This is a genomic window from Rhodanobacter sp. FW106-PBR-R2A-2-24, assembly GCF_058789615.1.
This window is the reverse complement of sequence record NZ_JBYTBV010000002.1, coordinates 1,357,242-1,374,370: the sequence shown is the minus strand read 5'-3', so window position 1 is coordinate 1,374,370 and position 17,129 is coordinate 1,357,242. Positions and strand designations below refer to the sequence as shown.

Below are 17,129 nucleotides of genomic sequence, written 5' to 3'. Positions count from 1 at the left end.
CGAAACGGGCGCCTCGCGGCGCCCGTTTCGCATTCTGGCGATGCCAGTGCGTCGATCAGAAGCGGTATTCGCCGCTGACCGAGAAGACGCGCGTGCCGATGTCGTAGCCGCCGTGGTTGCGAATCTTGTAGTAGTCGAAGTTCGCGCCCACGCTCCAGTGCTGGTTGATGTCGTAGCCGGTGCCTACGCCCGCGTACCAACCCAGCCCCTGCTTGCTGCCGTGCCAGGTTTGCGAGATGCCGCCGTTGTTGATGGTGGCCTTGGCCTTCAACTTCCACAGATAGCCGCCGGTGCGGGCGGACATGTACCAGTGGTCGTTGAAGTTGAAGTGGCCATTCAGGCCCAGGTTCCAGCCGTCAGCGCGGAGCTTGGCGCTGTCGCCCAGGTTGTCTTTGGCGCTGCTGCTGCCCAGATTGGTGTAGCCGACTTCGAAGCCGAGGATGCCCTGGTCGCGCCAACCGGCGTTGAGCATGAAGGCGGTGTTGCTGTCGGTGCCGGAGCCCAGGCCGTTGGCGGTGGCCTTGTAGTGGGCGGTTCCCACGTTGCCATTGACGAACCAGCCGGTGGTTTGGTCGGCATGGGCGGCGCTGGTGGCGATCATGCCGGCGGCGGCGAGGGAAAGAATGATGGGTGTCTTGAACACGTGGAGCCTCCTTGGCGCAAAGTAGATAAGCGTGGCTGCGAGGCGCAGCCGGGCGACTGTAAAATTTTCGTATATGGTTTGCAACCACGGGGTGACGAACGACAGGGCGCCACGGCATACCCGGTTTGCCGCTAGGGAGTCCATCCGGTTTTGGCGATAGCCGCCCAAGCTCCTGGTGCGAAGCCGTGTCTCTTGGGGGTTCGGATAAACGAAACGGGCGCCTCGCGGCGCCCGTTTCTTCTTGCGCAGTTGCTACAGATCGCGCAATGCGAAGCTCACCGGCACGTGCGCCCAGGCGCGCACCGCGTGGCCGTCGACGATGGCCGGCTGGAAGCGCCAGTGCGCCAGCACCTGTTCGCGGGCGCTGCGGTCGAGCAGGGTGGAGCCGCTGCCGTGTTCGATCTCGACCTGCACCGGCTGGCCAGCCTCATCCACCAGCACGCGCAGCAGCACGGTGCCTTGCAGGTGCTGGCGCAGCGCCAGCGGCGGGTACTGCAGCGGCGAGGCGCGATAGGCGAGGCTGGCTTCCACTGGCGCGGCCGGCGTCATTGCCGTCGGGCCGGGCGGGATCGGCTGCGGCATCGCCTGCGTGCCCTCGGTGCTCGGCATCGGCACCGGCGCACTGACTGGCGGCGGCACCCGCACCGCCACCGGCGGGGCATGCGGCAGTGGCTTCAGGGTGATCGGCGGCGGTGGCGGCAGGGGTGGCGGCGGTTCGATGAAGATGACCTGCGGCGTCGTGGTCAGTCGATGCCACAGGGACTGCATCGGCGGCGGCAGCGGCCGGGCGAGTATCAGCAGCGCAGCGAGATTGAGCGCGATGGCGGCGGCGAACGCGGCGATGCGCGCGGGTTCGGGGCGTGGAGCAACAGCCAAGCGTGAAGGCAACATGGGGGAACCTCCTGCCAAGGGTGTTTGCGTTGTGGTGCGCCGCGACGCTGTCCGTGGAGCCTGGGCCGTAAAACCATTCGAGGCGGGTTTCGCCGTCCGGATGATTTCTGCGGCGCTGGCTCCTGGTCAGAGGGGAATGTCGTGGCGCAGCTTCAGCCTCGGTTTGGCGACGTCCACGCGGCGTGAAAGCCGGCCGTTCGCGCAAAAAAAGCCCCACGGGGAGGTGGGGCTCAATGGCGGATGTCGGGGAATGGGAGTTCATCCGCGCGCACAGCCTCGCGCAAACGGCATGGATGCCGCGTGCAAGCGTGGTGAATGCGATATTCACGCGTGCGCTGGGGGATGGTGCGCTTTTGCCGCATCGCAACACTGGGCAGGCGGAGGCGTTCGCGCTATGGTGGGGAAGTCCATACCTGTCGCAACGCCGCCGCTGGAGACGCCATGACCGCCGCCACCCTTGCCTTGCCGCGCTATCGACGCGGCGACGAACTGGCCAGCAGCCTGCTGCACGGCCTTGGCATCGTGCTCAGCATCGGCGGGCTCACCACCCTGGTGGCCTTCGCCGCACTGCATGGCAGTGCGCGCGCGGTGACCGCCAGCGCGGTGTACGGCGCCACGCTGATCCTGCTCTACACCGCCTCCACCCTGTACCACGCGATTCCGGTGCTGGCGGCCAAGCCGGTGCTGCGCATGCTCGACCACATCGCCATCTACCTGCTGATCGCCGGCACCTATACCCCATTCACCCTGATGGCGTTGTCCGGAGCCTGGAGCTGGGGCCTGTTCTCGGCGGTGTGGACGCTGGCGCTGGTGGGCAGCGTGCTGGAATTGGGCTGGTTCCGCCGTTTCCGCTGGATGGCGGTGCTGCTGTATGTCGCCATGGGCTGGATCGGCATGCTGGCGTTCAAGCCCTTGTCGGCGCATCTGCAGGCGGGCGGCATGACGCTCTTGATCGGGGGCGGGCTGGCCTACACGCTGGGCGTGCCGTTCTATCTGTGGCGCAAGCTGCCGTTCCAGCACGCGCTGTGGCACGCCTTCGTGCTGGCCGGCAGCGTGCTGCACTACTTCGCGGTGCTGTTCTACGTGCTGCCGGCGGCGCGTTAACCGAACAGCATCGCGAGGCCGAACAAGCCCACCATCATCAGCGAGATCGCCAGTTTCAGGAGCGCGCCCAGTACGAGGCCCAGCCAGGTGCCGATGCCCACGTGCGTCGAGCGCAGCACGCTGGCGCCCGACGACAGCTCGCCCACCAGCGCGCCGACGAAGGGCCCGCACACGATGCCCGGAATGCCGAAGAACATGCCGGCGAACGTGCCCAGCGTGGCTCCCCACAGCGCGCGCCGGCTGGCGCCCACGCGCTTGGCGCCCAACGTGCCGGCGATGAAATCCACGATTACGCCGAGCGCGCCCAGCGCGCCGATCAGCAGCAGCCACCACCAGCCGAGGTGGCGGTAATCGTCCACCGCGGCAATCAGCCAGATGCCGCCGAACACCATCGGGATACCCGGCAGGCTGGGCAGGATCGTGCCCGCCAGGCCTCCCAGTATCAGCAGTGCGCCCAAGGTGTAGAACACGAGATCAAACCACATGGCGTGCTCCTTGGCTGGGGCGATCATGCTTGATCGCGAGGGTTGGATGGCCGGCCATGGCCGCGTTTTCAAGGGCTTTTGCGTTCGTTCCTGATCGCGAAGATCAAACGGGCGGCCGTCCGGGTCGCGCTTTCAAGGGCGCAGCCGCTGGGTGAGGCCTCGCAGGAAATGCCGCAGCAGCTGGTCGCCGCAGGGGCGGTAGTTGGGGTGCTCGGGCTTGCGGAACAGCGCGGAGAGTTCCGACTTCGACAGCGGGAAGCCGACCGCGGCGAGGATGGCATGCATCTCCTCGTCGCGCAGCTCGAAGGCCACGCGCAGCTTTTTCAGCACCAGGTTGTTGCTGACGCGCCTGGCTACCGGCGGTGCCGGCCGGCTGTCGTCGCGGCCACGGCGGTGCATCACCAGGCCGTCGAGGAAGTGCGCCATCACCTTGTCGGGACAGTCGCGGTAGCCGGCTTCGTCGTCCTTCTTCAGATAGGCGTCGAAGTCGGCCTGCGGCACGCTGAGGCCGGCCAGTGCGGCGATCGTGGCCAACTTCGCGTCGGGCAGATCGAGCATGTAGCGCACGTTGCGCAGGATGTCATTGTTCATCATGCGGCGATTGTATCGGGGCCGGGCGCCTGCGCTACGCTGCGGCTTTCTCCATTGCGTCCGCCATGTCCATTGTCCTCACTCCGTTCGCCCGTGCCCGCCTGTTCCCGCGCGAGGCGCGCGCCAACACCATCCAGGATGCCACGCCCGAAGCCTTCGAACGGCATGTGAACGCGTCGGCGCCATGCAAGGTGATCGCTGGCTATGCGCCGTTCTGCCAGCTGCACGTGCATCGCAACTGGACGTCCACGCGCTGCCTCACCGCGCCGATCACCGCGGCCAACCGGCACCTCTTGCGCAGCGGTTACGAGGCGCGTACCAAGGCCGAGCTGCCGGTGCTGGTGCGCTGGTTCGAAGGCGTGCTGCCGCCGGTGGCGGACTGGCTCATCCCCATCCTCTACAGCCGCGAGCAACTGGCGAAGGAAGGCGAGCCGATCGCGGCCGACTGGGGCATCGTCGGCTGCCTCTACACCATGGCGCCGGAGGAAATCCCGATGGCGCCGATCACCATGCTGCGCAACGCGCTGGGCGTGGAAGAAGGCGGCTCCGGTGTGCCGCTGGACCGGGCGGCGTATCGACGCGCGGTGGCGTTCTGGGAGAACAACGCAAACTGGCGGGCGTAGCTTCGAGTTGTCGGGTGAAGGGAGCGCCCTCCGGCAGGAGGGCGCCGGGTGGCCGAGTCGCCCCAGCTTCGGCGAACCCCCTGGGGATTGCCGCCGCGATGACCCTCGCCAGCATGACGCGGGTCGCGTGCCCGAAGCGGCGATGGCCGCTACCTATGCATGCGTCTGCTCAGGGTTGCTTGTCCAGCGAGACGGCCATGATGGTCAGGTGCATATTGGCTAGCGAACTGTGCGACTCGCGCAGCAGCGTCTGCTTGAATTCGTTGCATGCCTTGCAGAAAGGAAAATCGTCGATGACGAGTAGGGTGATTTCGGGTTTGCCGGTGCCGGCATCCTTGCCCAGTTTGGAGACGCCAAATTTTGTGGAGGTCACCGCTTCACAGGCTTTGCTGTTGTGGCGCAGGCTGTCGTTGATGAAATCGACGACCTTGTCGGCGCGCAGCGCCTTGCCGTCGGTAACACCCACGCATTTCCCGGCAGGGGAAAAAACCAGCAGCTTGGGGAATTCCTTCGAGTTTCCCTGATTCTCATAAGCCGCCAGGTAGGCGGCGTAGGACATTTTTCCGTGGGTCACATTCGGGAACATGCCGGCATCGGTTGCCAGGCCGCTTGCGGAGAACAAGGCGAGACCTGCCGCCAGCAGGAGAGGATATTTCATGGTGTGAGTGGCCTTGTTGAGAGGGCGGCCTGAAAGCGGCCGCCGGTGTCGTGTGGTTGCGTGCGCCGCGTGGCTGATGATTGCTCACCGGCTTGTGCGGATTGGGTTGCGCTCAAGGTGATTCCCCTTCCGCCTTCCAAAAACGGGAAGGCGGACGGTTGACCGGAGCGCCGCCAAATGGTTCAGGGCGAACTCGCGTCGTTTGCCACATACGACGGGCCACCGGGAAGGCGCCTCCCTGCGCCTTCCCGGCAAATACTCAGTAGCGGTAGTGATCCGGCTTGTACGGGCCTTCCACCGGCACGCCGAGGTAGGCGGCTTGTTCGGCGGTGAGGGTGGTGAGCTTCACGCCGATCTTTTCGAGATGCAGGCGGGCGACTTCCTCGTCGAGCTTCTTCGGCAGGATGTAGACCTTGGCGGTGTAGCTGTCCTTGTGCGCCCACAGGTCGATCTGCGCCAGCGTCTGGTTGCTGAAGCTGTTGCTCATCACGAAGCTGGGGTGGCCGGTGGCGCAGCCCAGGTTGACCAGGCGGCCTTCGGCGAGCAGGAAGATCGAGTGGCCGTCCTTGAACGTGTACTTGTCCACCTGCGGCTTGATGTTGAGGCGCGCCGCGCCGCTGGCGTTCAATGCGTCCACCTCGATCTCGTTGTCGAAGTGGCCGATGTTGCAGACGATGGCCTGGTCCTTCATCGCCTGCATGTGTTCGAGGCGGATGATGTCCTTGTTGCCGGTGGTGGTGACGTAGATGTCGCCGCGGCCCAGCGTGCTCTCGACGGTGTTGACCTCGAAGCCTTCCATCGCCGCCTGCAGCGCGTTGATCGGGTCGATCTCGGTGACCACCACGCGTGCGCCGTAGGCGCGCAGGCTGTGCGCGCAGCCCTTGCCCACGTCGCCGTAGCCGCAGACCACGGCCAGCTTGCCGGCCAGCATCACGTCCATCGCGCGCTTCAGGCCGTCGGCCAGCGACTCGCGGCAGCCGTAGAGATTGTCGAACTTGCTCTTGGTCACCGAGTCGTTGACGTTGATCGCCGGCACCAGCAGCTGCTTCGCTTCGGCGAGCTGGTAGAGGCGGTGCACGCCAGTGGTGGTCTCTTCGGAGACGCCCTTCCAGTCGGCGACCACGCGCGTCCAGTAGCCGGGGCGCTCCTTCGCCACGCGCTTCAAGAGGTTCTTGATGACCTGCTCTTCATGGCTGCCGGAGGCGCTGTTGATCCAGCTCGCATCGCCCTTTTCCAGCTCGTAGCCCTTGTGGATCAAGAGCGTCACGTCGCCGCCGTCGTCCACCACCAGCTGCGGGCCGAGGAAGCCGCCCTTGCCGTCGGGGAAGGACAGCGCGTCCAGCGTGCAGTCCCAGTATTCCTCCAGCGTCTCGCCCTTCCAGGCGAACACCGGCGTGCCGGTGGCGGCGATCGCGGCGGCCGCGTGATCCTGCGTCGAGAAGATGTTGCACGAGGCCCAGCGCACGTCGGCGCCGATGTCCTTGAGCGTCTCGATCAGCACCGCGGTCTGGATCGTCATGTGCAGCGAGCCGGTGACGCGCACGCCCTTGAGCGGCGTGGTCGCGGCGTACTTCTTGCGAATCGACATCAGGCCCGGCATCTCGTGCTCGGCGATGTCCAGTTCCTTGCGGCCGAAATCGGCCAGCGCGATGTCGCGGATCTTGTAGTCGGTGGTGCTCATGGGTGGCTCCGGTTCGTGGATGAAAAGCCGCGTTGCCGGGGGCAACGCAACAAACCGGGCGCCGTTGCAAAAAGAGACCGCCGAGCCTGGCCGTGCACATCCACGGTCGCAGCGCCCCTCGACGGGAGGCGGCGATTATAGCGGCTGCGCGCAGGTGTCACCGGCGGTGCGGCGGCAGGTGTGCGGAGGGGAAGGTCGGTATGCCGAAAAATCATTTTGCGGCATTGCAGCAATATGCCGTGGCCTGCGCTAGGCTTGGGTATCCATCCCTGCGAGCCGATGCCGTCGTGACCCACGCCTCCCGCAGTACCGAAGCCGCCCTGCCCGATGCCCCGCTGCGCGACGACGTGCGCCGGCTGGGCGCCCTGGTGGGGCGGATGCTGGCCGAGCAGGCATCGCCGGCTTTCCTCGCGGAGGTGGACGGCCTGCGCACCGCGGCCATTGCGCGCCGACAGGAAGGCGCGTCGCTGGCCGCGCTGGCCGATCCGCTGGCGGGGCAGGATGCCGCCCATGCCGAGGCGCTGGCGCGGGCCTTCGCCACCTACTTCAACGCGGTGAACGTCGCCGAGCGCGTGCACCGCATCCGCCGTCGCCGCGACTACCAGCGCGCGGGCGTCGCGGCGCAACCCGAATCGCTGCGCGACGTGCTGGCGCGGCTGCAGGCGCAAGGCGTGGGCGCGGACGAACTGCTCGACTGCCTGGGTCGCCTGGAAGTGGAGCCGGTGTTCACCGCGCACCCCACCGAGGCGGTGCGCGCCTCCCTGCTGGAGAAGGAGCAGGCCATCGTGCACGCCCTGGTCGACGGCTTCGACGCCGGGCGCACGCCGCAGGAGCGCGATGAGGACGCGGCGCGCATCCACATGGCGCTCACCGCCGGCTGGCAGACGGCGGAAGCGTCGAAGGTGCGCCCCAGCGTGCAGGACGAGCGCGACCATGTGGGCTTCTATCTCGCCGATCCGATCTACCGCGTGGTGCCCGCGCTGTACGAGGCGCTGGCCGATGCCCTGCAGGCGGTGTACGGCGTGGCGACGCCGCTGCCGCGTCTGCTCTCCTTCGCCACCTGGGTGGGCGGCGACATGGACGGCAACCCCAACGTGGGTGCCGACACCATCGCCGCCAGCCTTGCGGCGCAGCGTTCGCGGGTACTGCAGCGCTACATCGCCGACGTTGCCGCGCTCGCGCGTCTGCTCAGCCAGACCGAGGATCGCGTGGCCGTATCCGTCGCGCTGAGCGCGCGCCTGGACGATTACCGCGCGCGCCTTCCGCAGGCCGTGGCGCGCATCCGCCCGCGGCATGCCGACATGCCCTACCGCTGCCTGCTCACCCTGATCGGCGCGCGGCTGGAGGCGACCCACGAGGACGCGCACCCGGAGGCCTACGCCAGCGCCGACGAGCTGCGTGCCGATCTCGAACTGATCGCCGCCAGCCTGATCGAGCACCGCGGCCTGCATGCCGGCGCCTACGCGGTGCAGCGGCTGGTCTGGCGCGTGCGCAGCTTCGGTTTCCACCTCGCCCGGCTCGACGCGCGGCAGGATTCGCGCGTGCATGACGACGCGCTGGCCGCCTTGTTCAACGATGCCGATTGGGCCGCGCGCGATGTGGCCGAGCGCGTGTCGACGCTGCACGCGCACCTGCGCGGCGAGCGCGCCTTCGTCGCCAGCGAGGACAGCGTGGCCACCTCGCTGCGCGCCGTGTTCGCCGCCCTGCGCGACGCGCGCCAGCGTTACGGCGCGCAAGCCCTTGGCCTCTACATCATCAGCATGACGCGCTCCGCCGCCGACGTGCTGGCGGTGCTGGCGCTGGCGCGGCATGGCGGCCTGGTCGACGGCGACAGCGTTCCGCTGGACATCGCCCCGCTGTTCGAGACCATCGACGACCTCGCCAATGCTCCGGCCACGCTGCGCGCCCTGTTCGCCGATCCGCTTTACCGTGCCCACCTCGCCGCGCGCGGCGATCGCCAGTGGGTGATGCTGGGCTACTCCGACAGCGGCAAGGATGGCGGCACGCTGGCCTCGCGCTGGGGCTTGCAGCGTGCCCAGGTGGAGTTGCTGGAGGTGGCGCGCGAGCACGGCATCGCGCTGGCGTTCTTCCACGGCCGTGGCGGTTCGGCCAGCCGCGGTGGCGCGCGCATCACGCCGGCGCTGCTGTCCTCGCCGCGCGGATCGGTGGCGGGCATCCTGCGCGTCACCGAGCAGGGCGAGGTGATCCACCGCAAGTACGGCATCCGCGCGCTGGCGCTGCGCAACTTCGAGCAGACCGTGGGCGCGGTGCTGCGCGCCAGCCTGCGCCCGCGCGACGAGGAAGCGCGCGAGGCCTTGTGGCGTGAACGCATGCACGCGCTGTCGGCGCGCAGCCGGCAGGCCTACCGCGCGCTGGTCGAACGCGCGGGCTTCGTGGAGTATTTCCGCGGCGCCACGCCGATCGACGTGATCGAGCGCATGGCGCTGGGCTCGCGCCCCTCGCGCCGGCGCAGCATGCGCGGCGTGGAGGACCTGCGCTGCATCCCCTGGGTGTTCGCCTGGACGCAATGCCGCTCCATCCTCACCGGCTGGTATGGCCTGGGCAGCGCGCTGGCATGGGGCGTGGCCGAATACGGCGAGCAGGCCATGGCCGAGATGGCGCGTGACTGGCCGTTCCTCGCCAACGCGCTGGACGACGTGGAGATGCTGCTGGCCAAGTGCGACCTCGCCATCGCCGAGGCGTTCTCGAAACTCGCCGGCCCGCTGCACGAAGGCTTCTTCGCCCTGATCCGCGCCGAGTTTGAGCGCAGCCGCGATGGACTGCTGCGACTCAAGGGCGCCAGCGACCTGCTCCAAGGCGACCCGCGCCTGGCCGCCTCGATCCGCCTGCGCAACCCCTACATCGACCCGATGAGCCTGCTGCAGGTGGATCTGCTGGCACGCTGGCGCGCCGGCGACCGCCAGGACGACGCCCTGCTGCGGGCGCTGGTGGCCTGCGTCAACGGCGTCGCGCAAGGCTTGCAGAACACCGGCTGAGAGGCCGTGATTTTTTTCAGCCTCGAAGCCCGGCCACGGGTGGCCGGTCGCGGGTCGGTCACGCAAGTGATGGATCCACGCAGGCGCGTACGACGAACCTGCGCCGGACGCGACGCTGAGGATTTCCGCAGGAAGCGGAAATCCTCAGCGGCTCTGAAGGCCGCCCGGCTCGCCGGATCATGGCGTCCGCCCACGGACGTCGTGATCCGGATGCGGACGGCGTGCCGCCGTGGCCCGCGCGAACCGATCGCGCCGCCGCCTTGATCCGCAAGACATTTGCCGCCGGCACGTGGTTGGCACGCGGCTTGCCATGCATGCCGCATGGATATCGCCAACCCGATCTATGGCACGCGCAAGCGCCGCCGCTTCAAGCTCATGCTGGGCGGCGGCATCACCGTCGTGGCCGCGCTCGCCGTACTGGTCTGGCGGCTGGGGCCGGCACTGCCCGTGGCGGAGCGCGGCAGCCTGTGGATCGACGCCGTGCAGCAGGGCGACATGCTGCGCGAGGTACGCGCCACCGGCACGCTGGTGCCGCGCGAGATCCGCTGGCTGGCCGCCGCCACGCCCGCCACCGTGGAAAAGATCCTGGTGTGGCCGGGCGCGACGGTGCAGCCCGCCACCGTGCTGATGAAACTCGCCGATCCGGCCACCGAGGACGCGCTGCGCAACGCGCAGGCGCAGGTGGCGGCGGCGCAGGCGCAGGTGGCCGCCAAGCGCGCCGAGCTGGCATCGCAACTGCTCGACCAGCGCAGCGCGCTGGCACAGGCGCGCTCCGATTACGCCTCGGCCAAGGTCAAGGCCGATGCCGACGCCATCGCCGCGAAGGAGCACCTGATCCCGCGCGTGCAGTTCGAGCAGGGCCAGATCGCGCTGGCCCAGCTCAAGGAGCGCAGCGGCATCGAGCAGCAGCGCGTGGCCGCGTTCGCCGCCAGCATGCAGGCGCAGATTGATGCGGCACGGGCCGCGCTGGTACAGCAGCAGAGCAACCTGCAGCTGCGCCAGCGCCAGGCCGATGCGCTGCAGGTGAAGGCTGGAATCAGAGGCGTGCTGCAGGAAGTGGCGGTGCAGGAAGGTGCCCAGGTCGCCACCGGCGCCAACCTCGCCCGCGTGGCCCGGCCCGACGTGCTGATCGCGCGCCTGCAGGTGCCCGAGGTGCAGGCCAAGGATGTGCAGATCGGCATGGCGGTGAGTGTGGACACCCACAACGGCGCGGTCGACGGCAAGGTGGAACGTATCGATCCCGCCGTGCGCAACGGCAGCGTGCAGGTGGACGTGAACCTCGCGGGCAAGCTGCCGGAAGGCGCGCGGCCCGACCTCTCGGTGGACGGGCGCATCCTGATCGCCCAGCTGCATGAGGTGCTCTCGGTGGGCCGCCCCGCGCTGGCCAAGGCCGACGGCACGCTCAGCCTGTTTCGCCTCGACGCGTCGGGAGACACCGCGACCCGCGTGCCGGTGCGCGTCGGCGCGGCTTCGGTGGACCGCGTCGAGATCCTGCGCGGATTGAAAGCCGGCGACCGGGTGATCCTTTCCGACACCAGCCAGTGGGACAAGTACGACCGCATCAAGCTGAAATGAGTGAACCCTCTCCCTTTGGGAGATGCCGTGCTCGAGCCCATCTCCCTCCGGGAGAGGGGTTGGGGAGAGGGTGCGAATCTCGCGATACGCCGTGTTTCACCCGAACCCTCATCCGGCCCTTCGGGCCACCTTCTCCCGAAGGGAGAAGGAACATCCAAACCATCGAGCCTGGATACGTCATGACCCACCCCGCCAACGTCATCACCCTCACCGAACTGCGCAAGGTGTTCCAGACCGATGAGGTGGAAACCCACGCGCTCAGCGAGGTGCACCTCAGCATCGCGCGTGGCGAGTACGTTTCCATCTCCGGCCCGTCCGGCTGCGGCAAGACCACCTTGCTGTCGATCCTCGGCCTGCTCGATACCGCCAGCAGCGGCAGCTACGTGTTGAACGGCCACGACGTCGCCGCGCTGGGGGCCGCGCAACGCGCACGCATCCGCAACGCCGAGATCGGCTTCATCTTCCAGGCCTTCAACCTGATCGGCGACCTCACCGTTGAAGAAAACGTGGAGCTGCCGCTCACCTACCGCGGCAACATCCACGCCATCGAACGCCGCGCCCGCGTGCAGGAAGCGCTGGAACGGGTGGGCATGGCGCACCGCATGCGGCATTACCCCGCGCAGCTCTCCGGTGGCCAGCAGCAGCGCGTCGCGGTGGCGCGCGCGCTGGTGGGCAAGCCCGCGATCCTGCTCGCCGACGAACCCACCGGCAACCTCGACTCGCGCAACGGCGAAGCGGTGATGGCCCTGCTCGCCGAACTGCACCAGGGCGGCGCCACCATCTGCATGGTCACCCACGACGCCCGCTACGCCGAGCTCGCCCAGCGCAAGATCCGCCTGTTCGACGGCCGCGTGGTCGACGAGGAAACCTTCCACCGCCTGCGCACCGAAGACGAAGCGCGCCTCGACGCGCTGATCGGCAGCCGCCTCGAAACGGGCGCCGGCGCATGAACGCCATGCTGTCGAACATCTGGCTCACCGAAATCTGGCGCGCCTGGCGCGCCAGCCTGCGCCGCCCCGGTTTTCTGCTGCTGGCCGCTGGCGTGCTGGCGCTGGGCATCGCCGCGAGCGTGGCGGTGGCCACGCTGATCCAGAACAGCTTGTGGCGACCACTGCCGGTGCCGCAGCCAGCGCAGCTGGTGGTGATCGGCAGCCTGCACGACAACGGTCATCCGGGCGGCATCTCGCCGCACGAATACCAGTACCTGGACAAGCTCGATGGCGTGGTTTCGCTGGGGTTGTGGCGGCCGCGCTCGACGGTGAACGTCGCTGGTGCCGGCGCGCCGACGCAGGTGCCGGTGATCTACATGGATCGGCCACTGCTGCCCACATTGGACTTGCAGCCGGTGCTGGGGCGCAACTTCGACGCGCAGGAGGATCGCCCGCACGGGCCGCCCGCGGTCATCCTCGGCTACGGTTTCTGGCAGCGCAGCTACGGCGGCGACCGTCGCGTGATCGGCCGCAGCCTGCAGGTGGAGGGTGTGCCGCACACCATCGTCGGCGTGCTGCCGGCGGCCTTCAACACGGTGCTGGGACCGGGCGACGTGGTGCTGCCGACGGCCTTGCCGGTGGGCAGCCACGACTACAACCACAACGGCACGGTGGCACTGGCGCGACTGGCTCCCGGTGCCGACATGGCCGCGGTGTCGGCACAGGCCGATGCGCGCGAACGCACGATGTATCGCGACATGGGCATGGGCGGCAACTGGAAGAAGCCGCGCTTCGGCGCCGAGGGCCTGGCCTCGACCGCGCAGCAGGATGCGCGGCCGATGCTGCTGCTGTTCATGGCCAGCGCGCTGCTGGTGCTGCTGATCGCGCTGGTCAATCTGACCAACCTGATGCTGCTGCGTGCGCTGTCGCGCAACCACGATACCGCGGTGCGCAGCGCGTTGGGCGCGCCGCTGCTGCGGCTGATGCTGCCGGCACTGGGCGAGGGCCTGCTGATCGGCGGTGTCGGTGCGCTGGCGGGCATGGCGCTGGCGACGGCGAGTCTGGCCTTGCTGCAGGGTTTCATTCCTGCCGCATGGCTGTGGGGTGGACGCCTGCATGTCGGTGCTGCGGCGTGGCTGTTGTCGTTCGCGGTGGGTTTGCTGGGCGCGCTGCTGACGGCAGGGCTGGCGCTGTGGCGCAGCCGCAGCGCGACTGCGGTGGATGAATTGCGCGAGGGTGGCCGCAGCGGCATCGGCCTGCGCAGCGGTCGGTTGGGCCGCGTGCTGGTGGTGGCGCAGGTGGCGCTGGCGGCGGTGCTGCTGTGCGCGGCCGGCGTGTTCATGCACGGGCTGTACGACGCGTCGCGGTTGCAACTGGGCTTTGCCGACGACAACGTGCTTACCTTCGAGCTGGCGCCGGTGCAGGCCGATTACACCGATGTGACCTCGGTGTGGAACCTGTCGCAGCGCCTGGCGCAGCGTTTGCACGCGATTCCCGGCGTCACCGACGCCACCGTGACCACCAACCTGCCCGTCAGCGACAACATGTACGGCCAGTTGCAGAGTGGCGTGCACACGGCCGATGGCAAGGAGTTCGTGGCGCAATACCACGGCGTTGGGCCCAGCTTTTTCAAGCTGTTCTCCATCCCTCTCCTGGAAGGCCGTGACTTCGACAGCAATGATGTGCGCGGTGGTGAGCGAGTGGCCGTCGTCAGTCAGGATCTGGCCGACACGTATTACGGCGGCCACGCGGTGGGCAAGGTGGTCGACGTGCCTCGTGATGAGGGCGGTGTATGGCCGCTTCATATCGTCGGCGTGGTGGGGGCCACGTATCAGCGCGGCGCACTGCAACCGAAGCAGCCGGTGATCTACGTGCCGTTGGCGCAGGTGCCCGAGACGATGATGGTGATCTTCCGCCGCCTGGAGCCGCTGCGCTTCGCCCTGCGTGGCCACGGCAACCCGATGGACTGGCAGGCTGGCGTGCGCGCGGCACTGGCCGAGGTCGCGCCCGAGCAGCCCATCGCCAACCTGCGCACCATGCGGAACATCGTGCACCAGACCACGGCGAGCGCGCGGCTCAGCCTGTGGCTGATCGGCCTGTTCGCCGCGCTGGCCTTGCTGCTCGCCGCCGCCGGCCTGTACGCGGTGATGGCGGTGGCGGTGGCCGCGCGCGAACGCGAGTTCGGCGTGCGCATGGCGCTGGGCGCCGCGCCGTGGCGGCTGCTGCAACTGGTGTTGCGTGGTGGACTGCTGCAGGTCGCGGTGGGATTGGCGATCGGCGTGGTCGCCGCAGCGGCTGCATCGCGCGCCGTGGCAGTGCTGCTGATGACCTTGCTCGGCCGCAGCAAGGTCTTTGACCCGGCGGTGGCGCTGGGCGTGTGCGTAGTGCTCGCCATCGCCGGCCTGCTGGCCTGCCTGTTGCCCGCGCTGCGCGCGGCACGTACCGCACCGATGCATGCCTTGAAGGGAGAGTGACGATGGTGGCTCGCGAGTTGCGTGAGGCGTGGCGGCGGCTTACCAAACGGCCGGGGTATGCGTTGCTGTCGGTGGCGGTGCTGGGCGCGGGGCTGGGGGTGATGCTGTTCCTGTTCACCATGGTCAATTCGGTGATCCTGCAGCCGCTGCCGTTGCCGCAGGCCAGTCGGCTGGTGGCGGTGGGCGAGCCGACGAACAGCGGTATCGCCGGGATGGATCGCGCGCAATACCTCGCGCTGCACGGCAAGTTGCGCAGCATGGAGGCGATGGGCGCGTATGCGGAAACCAACCTCAATCTCGACAGCGGGCATGGCGCCGTGCATGACGGCGGCGGCCTGCTGACGGCCTCGATGATGGACGTGCTCGGCATCAAGCCGCTGCTGGGCCGTGGTTTCGAGCCGGCTGACGATACGCCTGGCGCGCCGCGGGTGATGCTGCTCGGCGAGCCGCTGTGGCGGCATGCCTTCGGCGCCGACCCGCACATCGTTGGACGTGCCGTGCAGGTGAATGCGCAGTGGGTCACCGTGGTCGGCGTGCTGCCGGCCAGCTTCCGCTTTCCCTGCGGCACGGTGGCGGCGTGGCTGCCGCTGCGCCTTGCGCCCAACACGCATGGCGATGTCGCGGTGGCCGCGCGACTGGCGCCGGGCGTGCAGCTGGCCCAGGCGCGGGCGGAGCTGGATGCCTGGGCCGGTCGCCTGCAGCGAGCCATGCCGATGTCTGCGCAGCAGACCATGGATCGGCTGGTCATCTACCCGTTGTCGGTGGCGTTCTCGCCGCTGGATCTGCGCCACTGGATCTGGCTGATGTTCGGCGCCGGCGTGCTGGTGCTGCTGCTGGCGTGCATCAACGTGGCCAACCTGCAACTGGTGCAGACCCTGCAGCGACGGCAGGAACTGGCGCTGCGCAGTGCGCTGGGCGGCAGCCGCGCGCGGCTGGTGTTCGGTGCGCTGGTGGAGAGCGTGCTGTTGTCGGCGGCGGCGCTGGCGCTGGCCTTCCTGATCGCGCACGCCGGCGACCGCTGGCTGGATGCGACCTGGATCGCCAGCCATCCGGACTCGATGCCGAACGCACATGGCATCGACGCCTGGGTGATCGGTTTCGGCGTGCTGGTGGCCTTGCTCAGCACGGTGCTGACCGGCGGCGTTCCCGCATGGCGTGCCTCGCGGCCCGACTTGCAGGATGCCTTGCGCGACGGCAGCAAGGGTTCGGGCGGCGGCTTCGCCCGCGTGGCGAAGTGGCTGGTGATGGCGGAGGTGGCGCTTACCGTGGTGCTGCTGGTGGGCGCGGGCACCTTCGTGCGTGCACTCGATGCCTTGTTGTCGCAGCCGGTGGTGGGGGCCGCGCACGCCGCGCAGGTGCTGACCGCCAAGGTATCCCTGCCGGCGCAGGCGTATGCGGACGACGCGCAGCGCATCCGTTTCCTCGACAACGTGGTGGCGCGCTTGCGGCGGGCGCCGGGCGTGGTCGATGCGTCGGCCGCGAACACGGTGCCGGGCGCGATTCTCGGCAGCCACGAGGACGTCTCGCTGCCGGGGCAGCCGCAGCCCGACACCGGCTGGCCGCGCGTGCAGATGGGCATTGTCGATGCGCATTTCCTCGACACCTTCGGCGTGAAGCTGCTGGAAGGCCGTTACTTCGATGCGCGCGATACCGCGAGCAGCGCACCGGTGGTGGTGATCGATGCCCGGATGGCCGCCGCGCTGTGGCTGCACGCCGATGCCCTGGGCCGCCAGCTGGTGCTCTATCCCGGCAAGGCCTGGGCGCGCACGGTGACCGTGGTGGGCGTGGTTCAGACGCTGCAACTGGATGGCATGTTGGAGCGCTCGCTGCCCGGCCTGCTGATGCCGCTGGCGCAGTCGGCCACCACATCGCCGCTGCGCAGCGTGGGTCTGAACGTGCGCGTGCATGCGGATGCCGCGACGTTCGCGCCACGGCTGAACGACGCCGTGCATGGCGTCGATCCGCAGGCGGCCGTGTATGCGGTGCGCAGCCAGGCCAGGAGCATGGCGATACAGCGCGCGGGCATGGTGGTGCTGACCGATGTGTTCAGCGTGCTGGGCCTGGTCGCGCTGCTGCTGGCGGCGGCCGGGCTGTACGGTGTGCTGGCGTTTTCGGTGGCGCAGCGCACGCGCGAGCTGGGCATCCGTCGCGCAATCGGCGCGGGTCACGGCGCCATCGTGCGCACGGTGGCGCGGCAACTGGCGTGGCAGCTCGGCATCGGCCTGCTGGCGGGCTTTGCGCTGGCCATGCCATGGTCGAAGCTGTTGGCCGATCCCAATATGCGCACCCGCGCGCACGACCCGGCGGTATTCGTGCCGGTGCTGCTGCTGGTGCTCGGCGTGTCCATGCTCGCTGCGCTGGTGCCGCTGCTGCGCGCGCTGCGCGTCGATCCGGCCGTGGCACTGCGTTACGAGTGAGCACCACGACCGCAGGAGCCCGCTGGCGGGCGATGCTTTTGCCCTGATGCATCAAACAACAG

Annotated in this window: 13 protein-coding genes and 1 riboswitch; of the genes, 7 read left to right on the top strand and 6 right to left on the bottom strand. The window is 68.7% G+C overall.

Annotated elements, in window-relative coordinates; translation table 11 throughout:
- Positions 1–55: 55 nt before the first annotated feature.
- Positions 56–643 (bottom strand): porin family protein, encoded by a 588-nt coding sequence (locus AC3WQA_RS07515; protein WP_492674453.1) that lies wholly within the window; start codon positions 641–643, stop codon positions 56–58.
- A 252-nt stretch (positions 644–895) separates the two neighbouring features.
- On the bottom strand, positions 896–1,534 hold the full coding sequence (locus tag AC3WQA_RS07510) for an energy transducer TonB (protein WP_492674452.1): 639 nt from the start codon (positions 1,532–1,534) through the stop codon (positions 896–898).
- 441 nt (positions 1,535–1,975) lie between these two features.
- Between AC3WQA_RS07510 and trhA the strand changes: the two genes are divergently transcribed.
- Positions 1,976–2,638: a PAQR family membrane homeostasis protein TrhA gene (trhA, locus tag AC3WQA_RS07505; RefSeq protein ID WP_492674451.1), complete on the top strand. Its 663-nt coding sequence runs from the start codon at positions 1,976–1,978 to the stop codon at positions 2,636–2,638.
- Here trhA and AC3WQA_RS07500 read toward each other — a convergent pair.
- Both AC3WQA_RS07500 and AC3WQA_RS07495 read right to left on the bottom strand, forming a co-directional pair.
- A complete protein-coding gene (locus tag AC3WQA_RS07500; RefSeq protein ID WP_492674450.1) occupies positions 2,635–3,123 on the bottom strand; it encodes a DUF456 domain-containing protein in 489 nt (162 codons plus the stop codon). The two genes, trhA and AC3WQA_RS07500, sit on opposite strands and share 4 nt — an antisense overlap.
- Before the next feature lie 132 nt (positions 3,124–3,255).
- Entirely contained in the window at positions 3,256–3,717 is a 462-nt protein-coding gene (locus AC3WQA_RS07495; protein ID WP_492674449.1) for a YehS family protein, read from the bottom strand.
- 62 nt (positions 3,718–3,779) lie between these two features.
- Here AC3WQA_RS07495 and AC3WQA_RS07490 point away from each other — a divergent pair, with 62 nt between their 5' ends.
- Entirely contained in the window at positions 3,780–4,337 is a 558-nt protein-coding gene (locus tag AC3WQA_RS07490) for a DUF3228 family protein (RefSeq protein ID WP_492674448.1), read from the top strand.
- Between the two features lie 169 nt (positions 4,338–4,506).
- Here the strand turns inward: AC3WQA_RS07490 and AC3WQA_RS07485 are convergent, their stop codons facing one another.
- Both AC3WQA_RS07485 and ahcY read right to left on the bottom strand, forming a co-directional pair.
- Positions 4,507–4,995 carry a hypothetical protein gene (locus AC3WQA_RS07485; protein ID WP_492674447.1) on the bottom strand — a complete coding sequence of 163 codons (489 nt, stop codon included), beginning with the start codon at positions 4,993–4,995 and terminating at the stop codon, positions 4,507–4,509.
- Positions 4,996–5,254: 259 nt separating this feature from the next.
- The gene (gene ahcY / locus AC3WQA_RS07480) at positions 5,255–6,676 is read right to left on the bottom strand and encodes an adenosylhomocysteinase (RefSeq protein WP_492674446.1); all 1,422 of its coding nucleotides are present in this window, start codon (positions 6,674–6,676) and stop codon (positions 5,255–5,257) included.
- A 49-nt stretch (positions 6,677–6,725) separates the two neighbouring features.
- A riboswitch (S-adenosyl-L-homocysteine riboswitch) is annotated at positions 6,726–6,802 on the bottom strand.
- 161 nt (positions 6,803–6,963) lie between these two features.
- Here ahcY and ppc point away from each other — a divergent pair.
- The 5 genes from ppc (at position 6,964) to AC3WQA_RS07455 (ending at position 17,067) form a co-directional block, all read left to right on the top strand.
- Positions 6,964–9,672 carry a phosphoenolpyruvate carboxylase gene (ppc, locus tag AC3WQA_RS07475; RefSeq protein WP_492674445.1) on the top strand — a complete coding sequence of 903 codons (2,709 nt, stop codon included), beginning with the start codon at positions 6,964–6,966 and terminating at the stop codon, positions 9,670–9,672.
- A 321-nt stretch (positions 9,673–9,993) separates the two neighbouring features.
- Positions 9,994–11,247 carry an efflux RND transporter periplasmic adaptor subunit gene (locus AC3WQA_RS07470; RefSeq protein WP_492674444.1) on the top strand — a complete coding sequence of 418 codons (1,254 nt, stop codon included), beginning with the start codon at positions 9,994–9,996 and terminating at the stop codon, positions 11,245–11,247.
- 179 nt (positions 11,248–11,426) lie between these two features.
- Positions 11,427–12,197 (top strand): ABC transporter ATP-binding protein, encoded by a 771-nt coding sequence (locus AC3WQA_RS07465; protein WP_492674443.1) that lies wholly within the window; start codon positions 11,427–11,429, stop codon positions 12,195–12,197.
- Entirely contained in the window at positions 12,194–14,650 is a 2,457-nt protein-coding gene (locus AC3WQA_RS07460; protein WP_492674442.1) for an ADOP family duplicated permease, read from the top strand. Before AC3WQA_RS07465 ends, AC3WQA_RS07460 begins: the two co-directional genes overlap by 4 nt.
- Before the next feature lie 2 nt (positions 14,651–14,652).
- The gene (locus tag AC3WQA_RS07455; RefSeq protein ID WP_492674441.1) at positions 14,653–17,067 is read left to right on the top strand and encodes an ADOP family duplicated permease; all 2,415 of its coding nucleotides are present in this window, start codon (positions 14,653–14,655) and stop codon (positions 17,065–17,067) included.
- Positions 17,068–17,129: the final 62 nt, after the last annotated feature.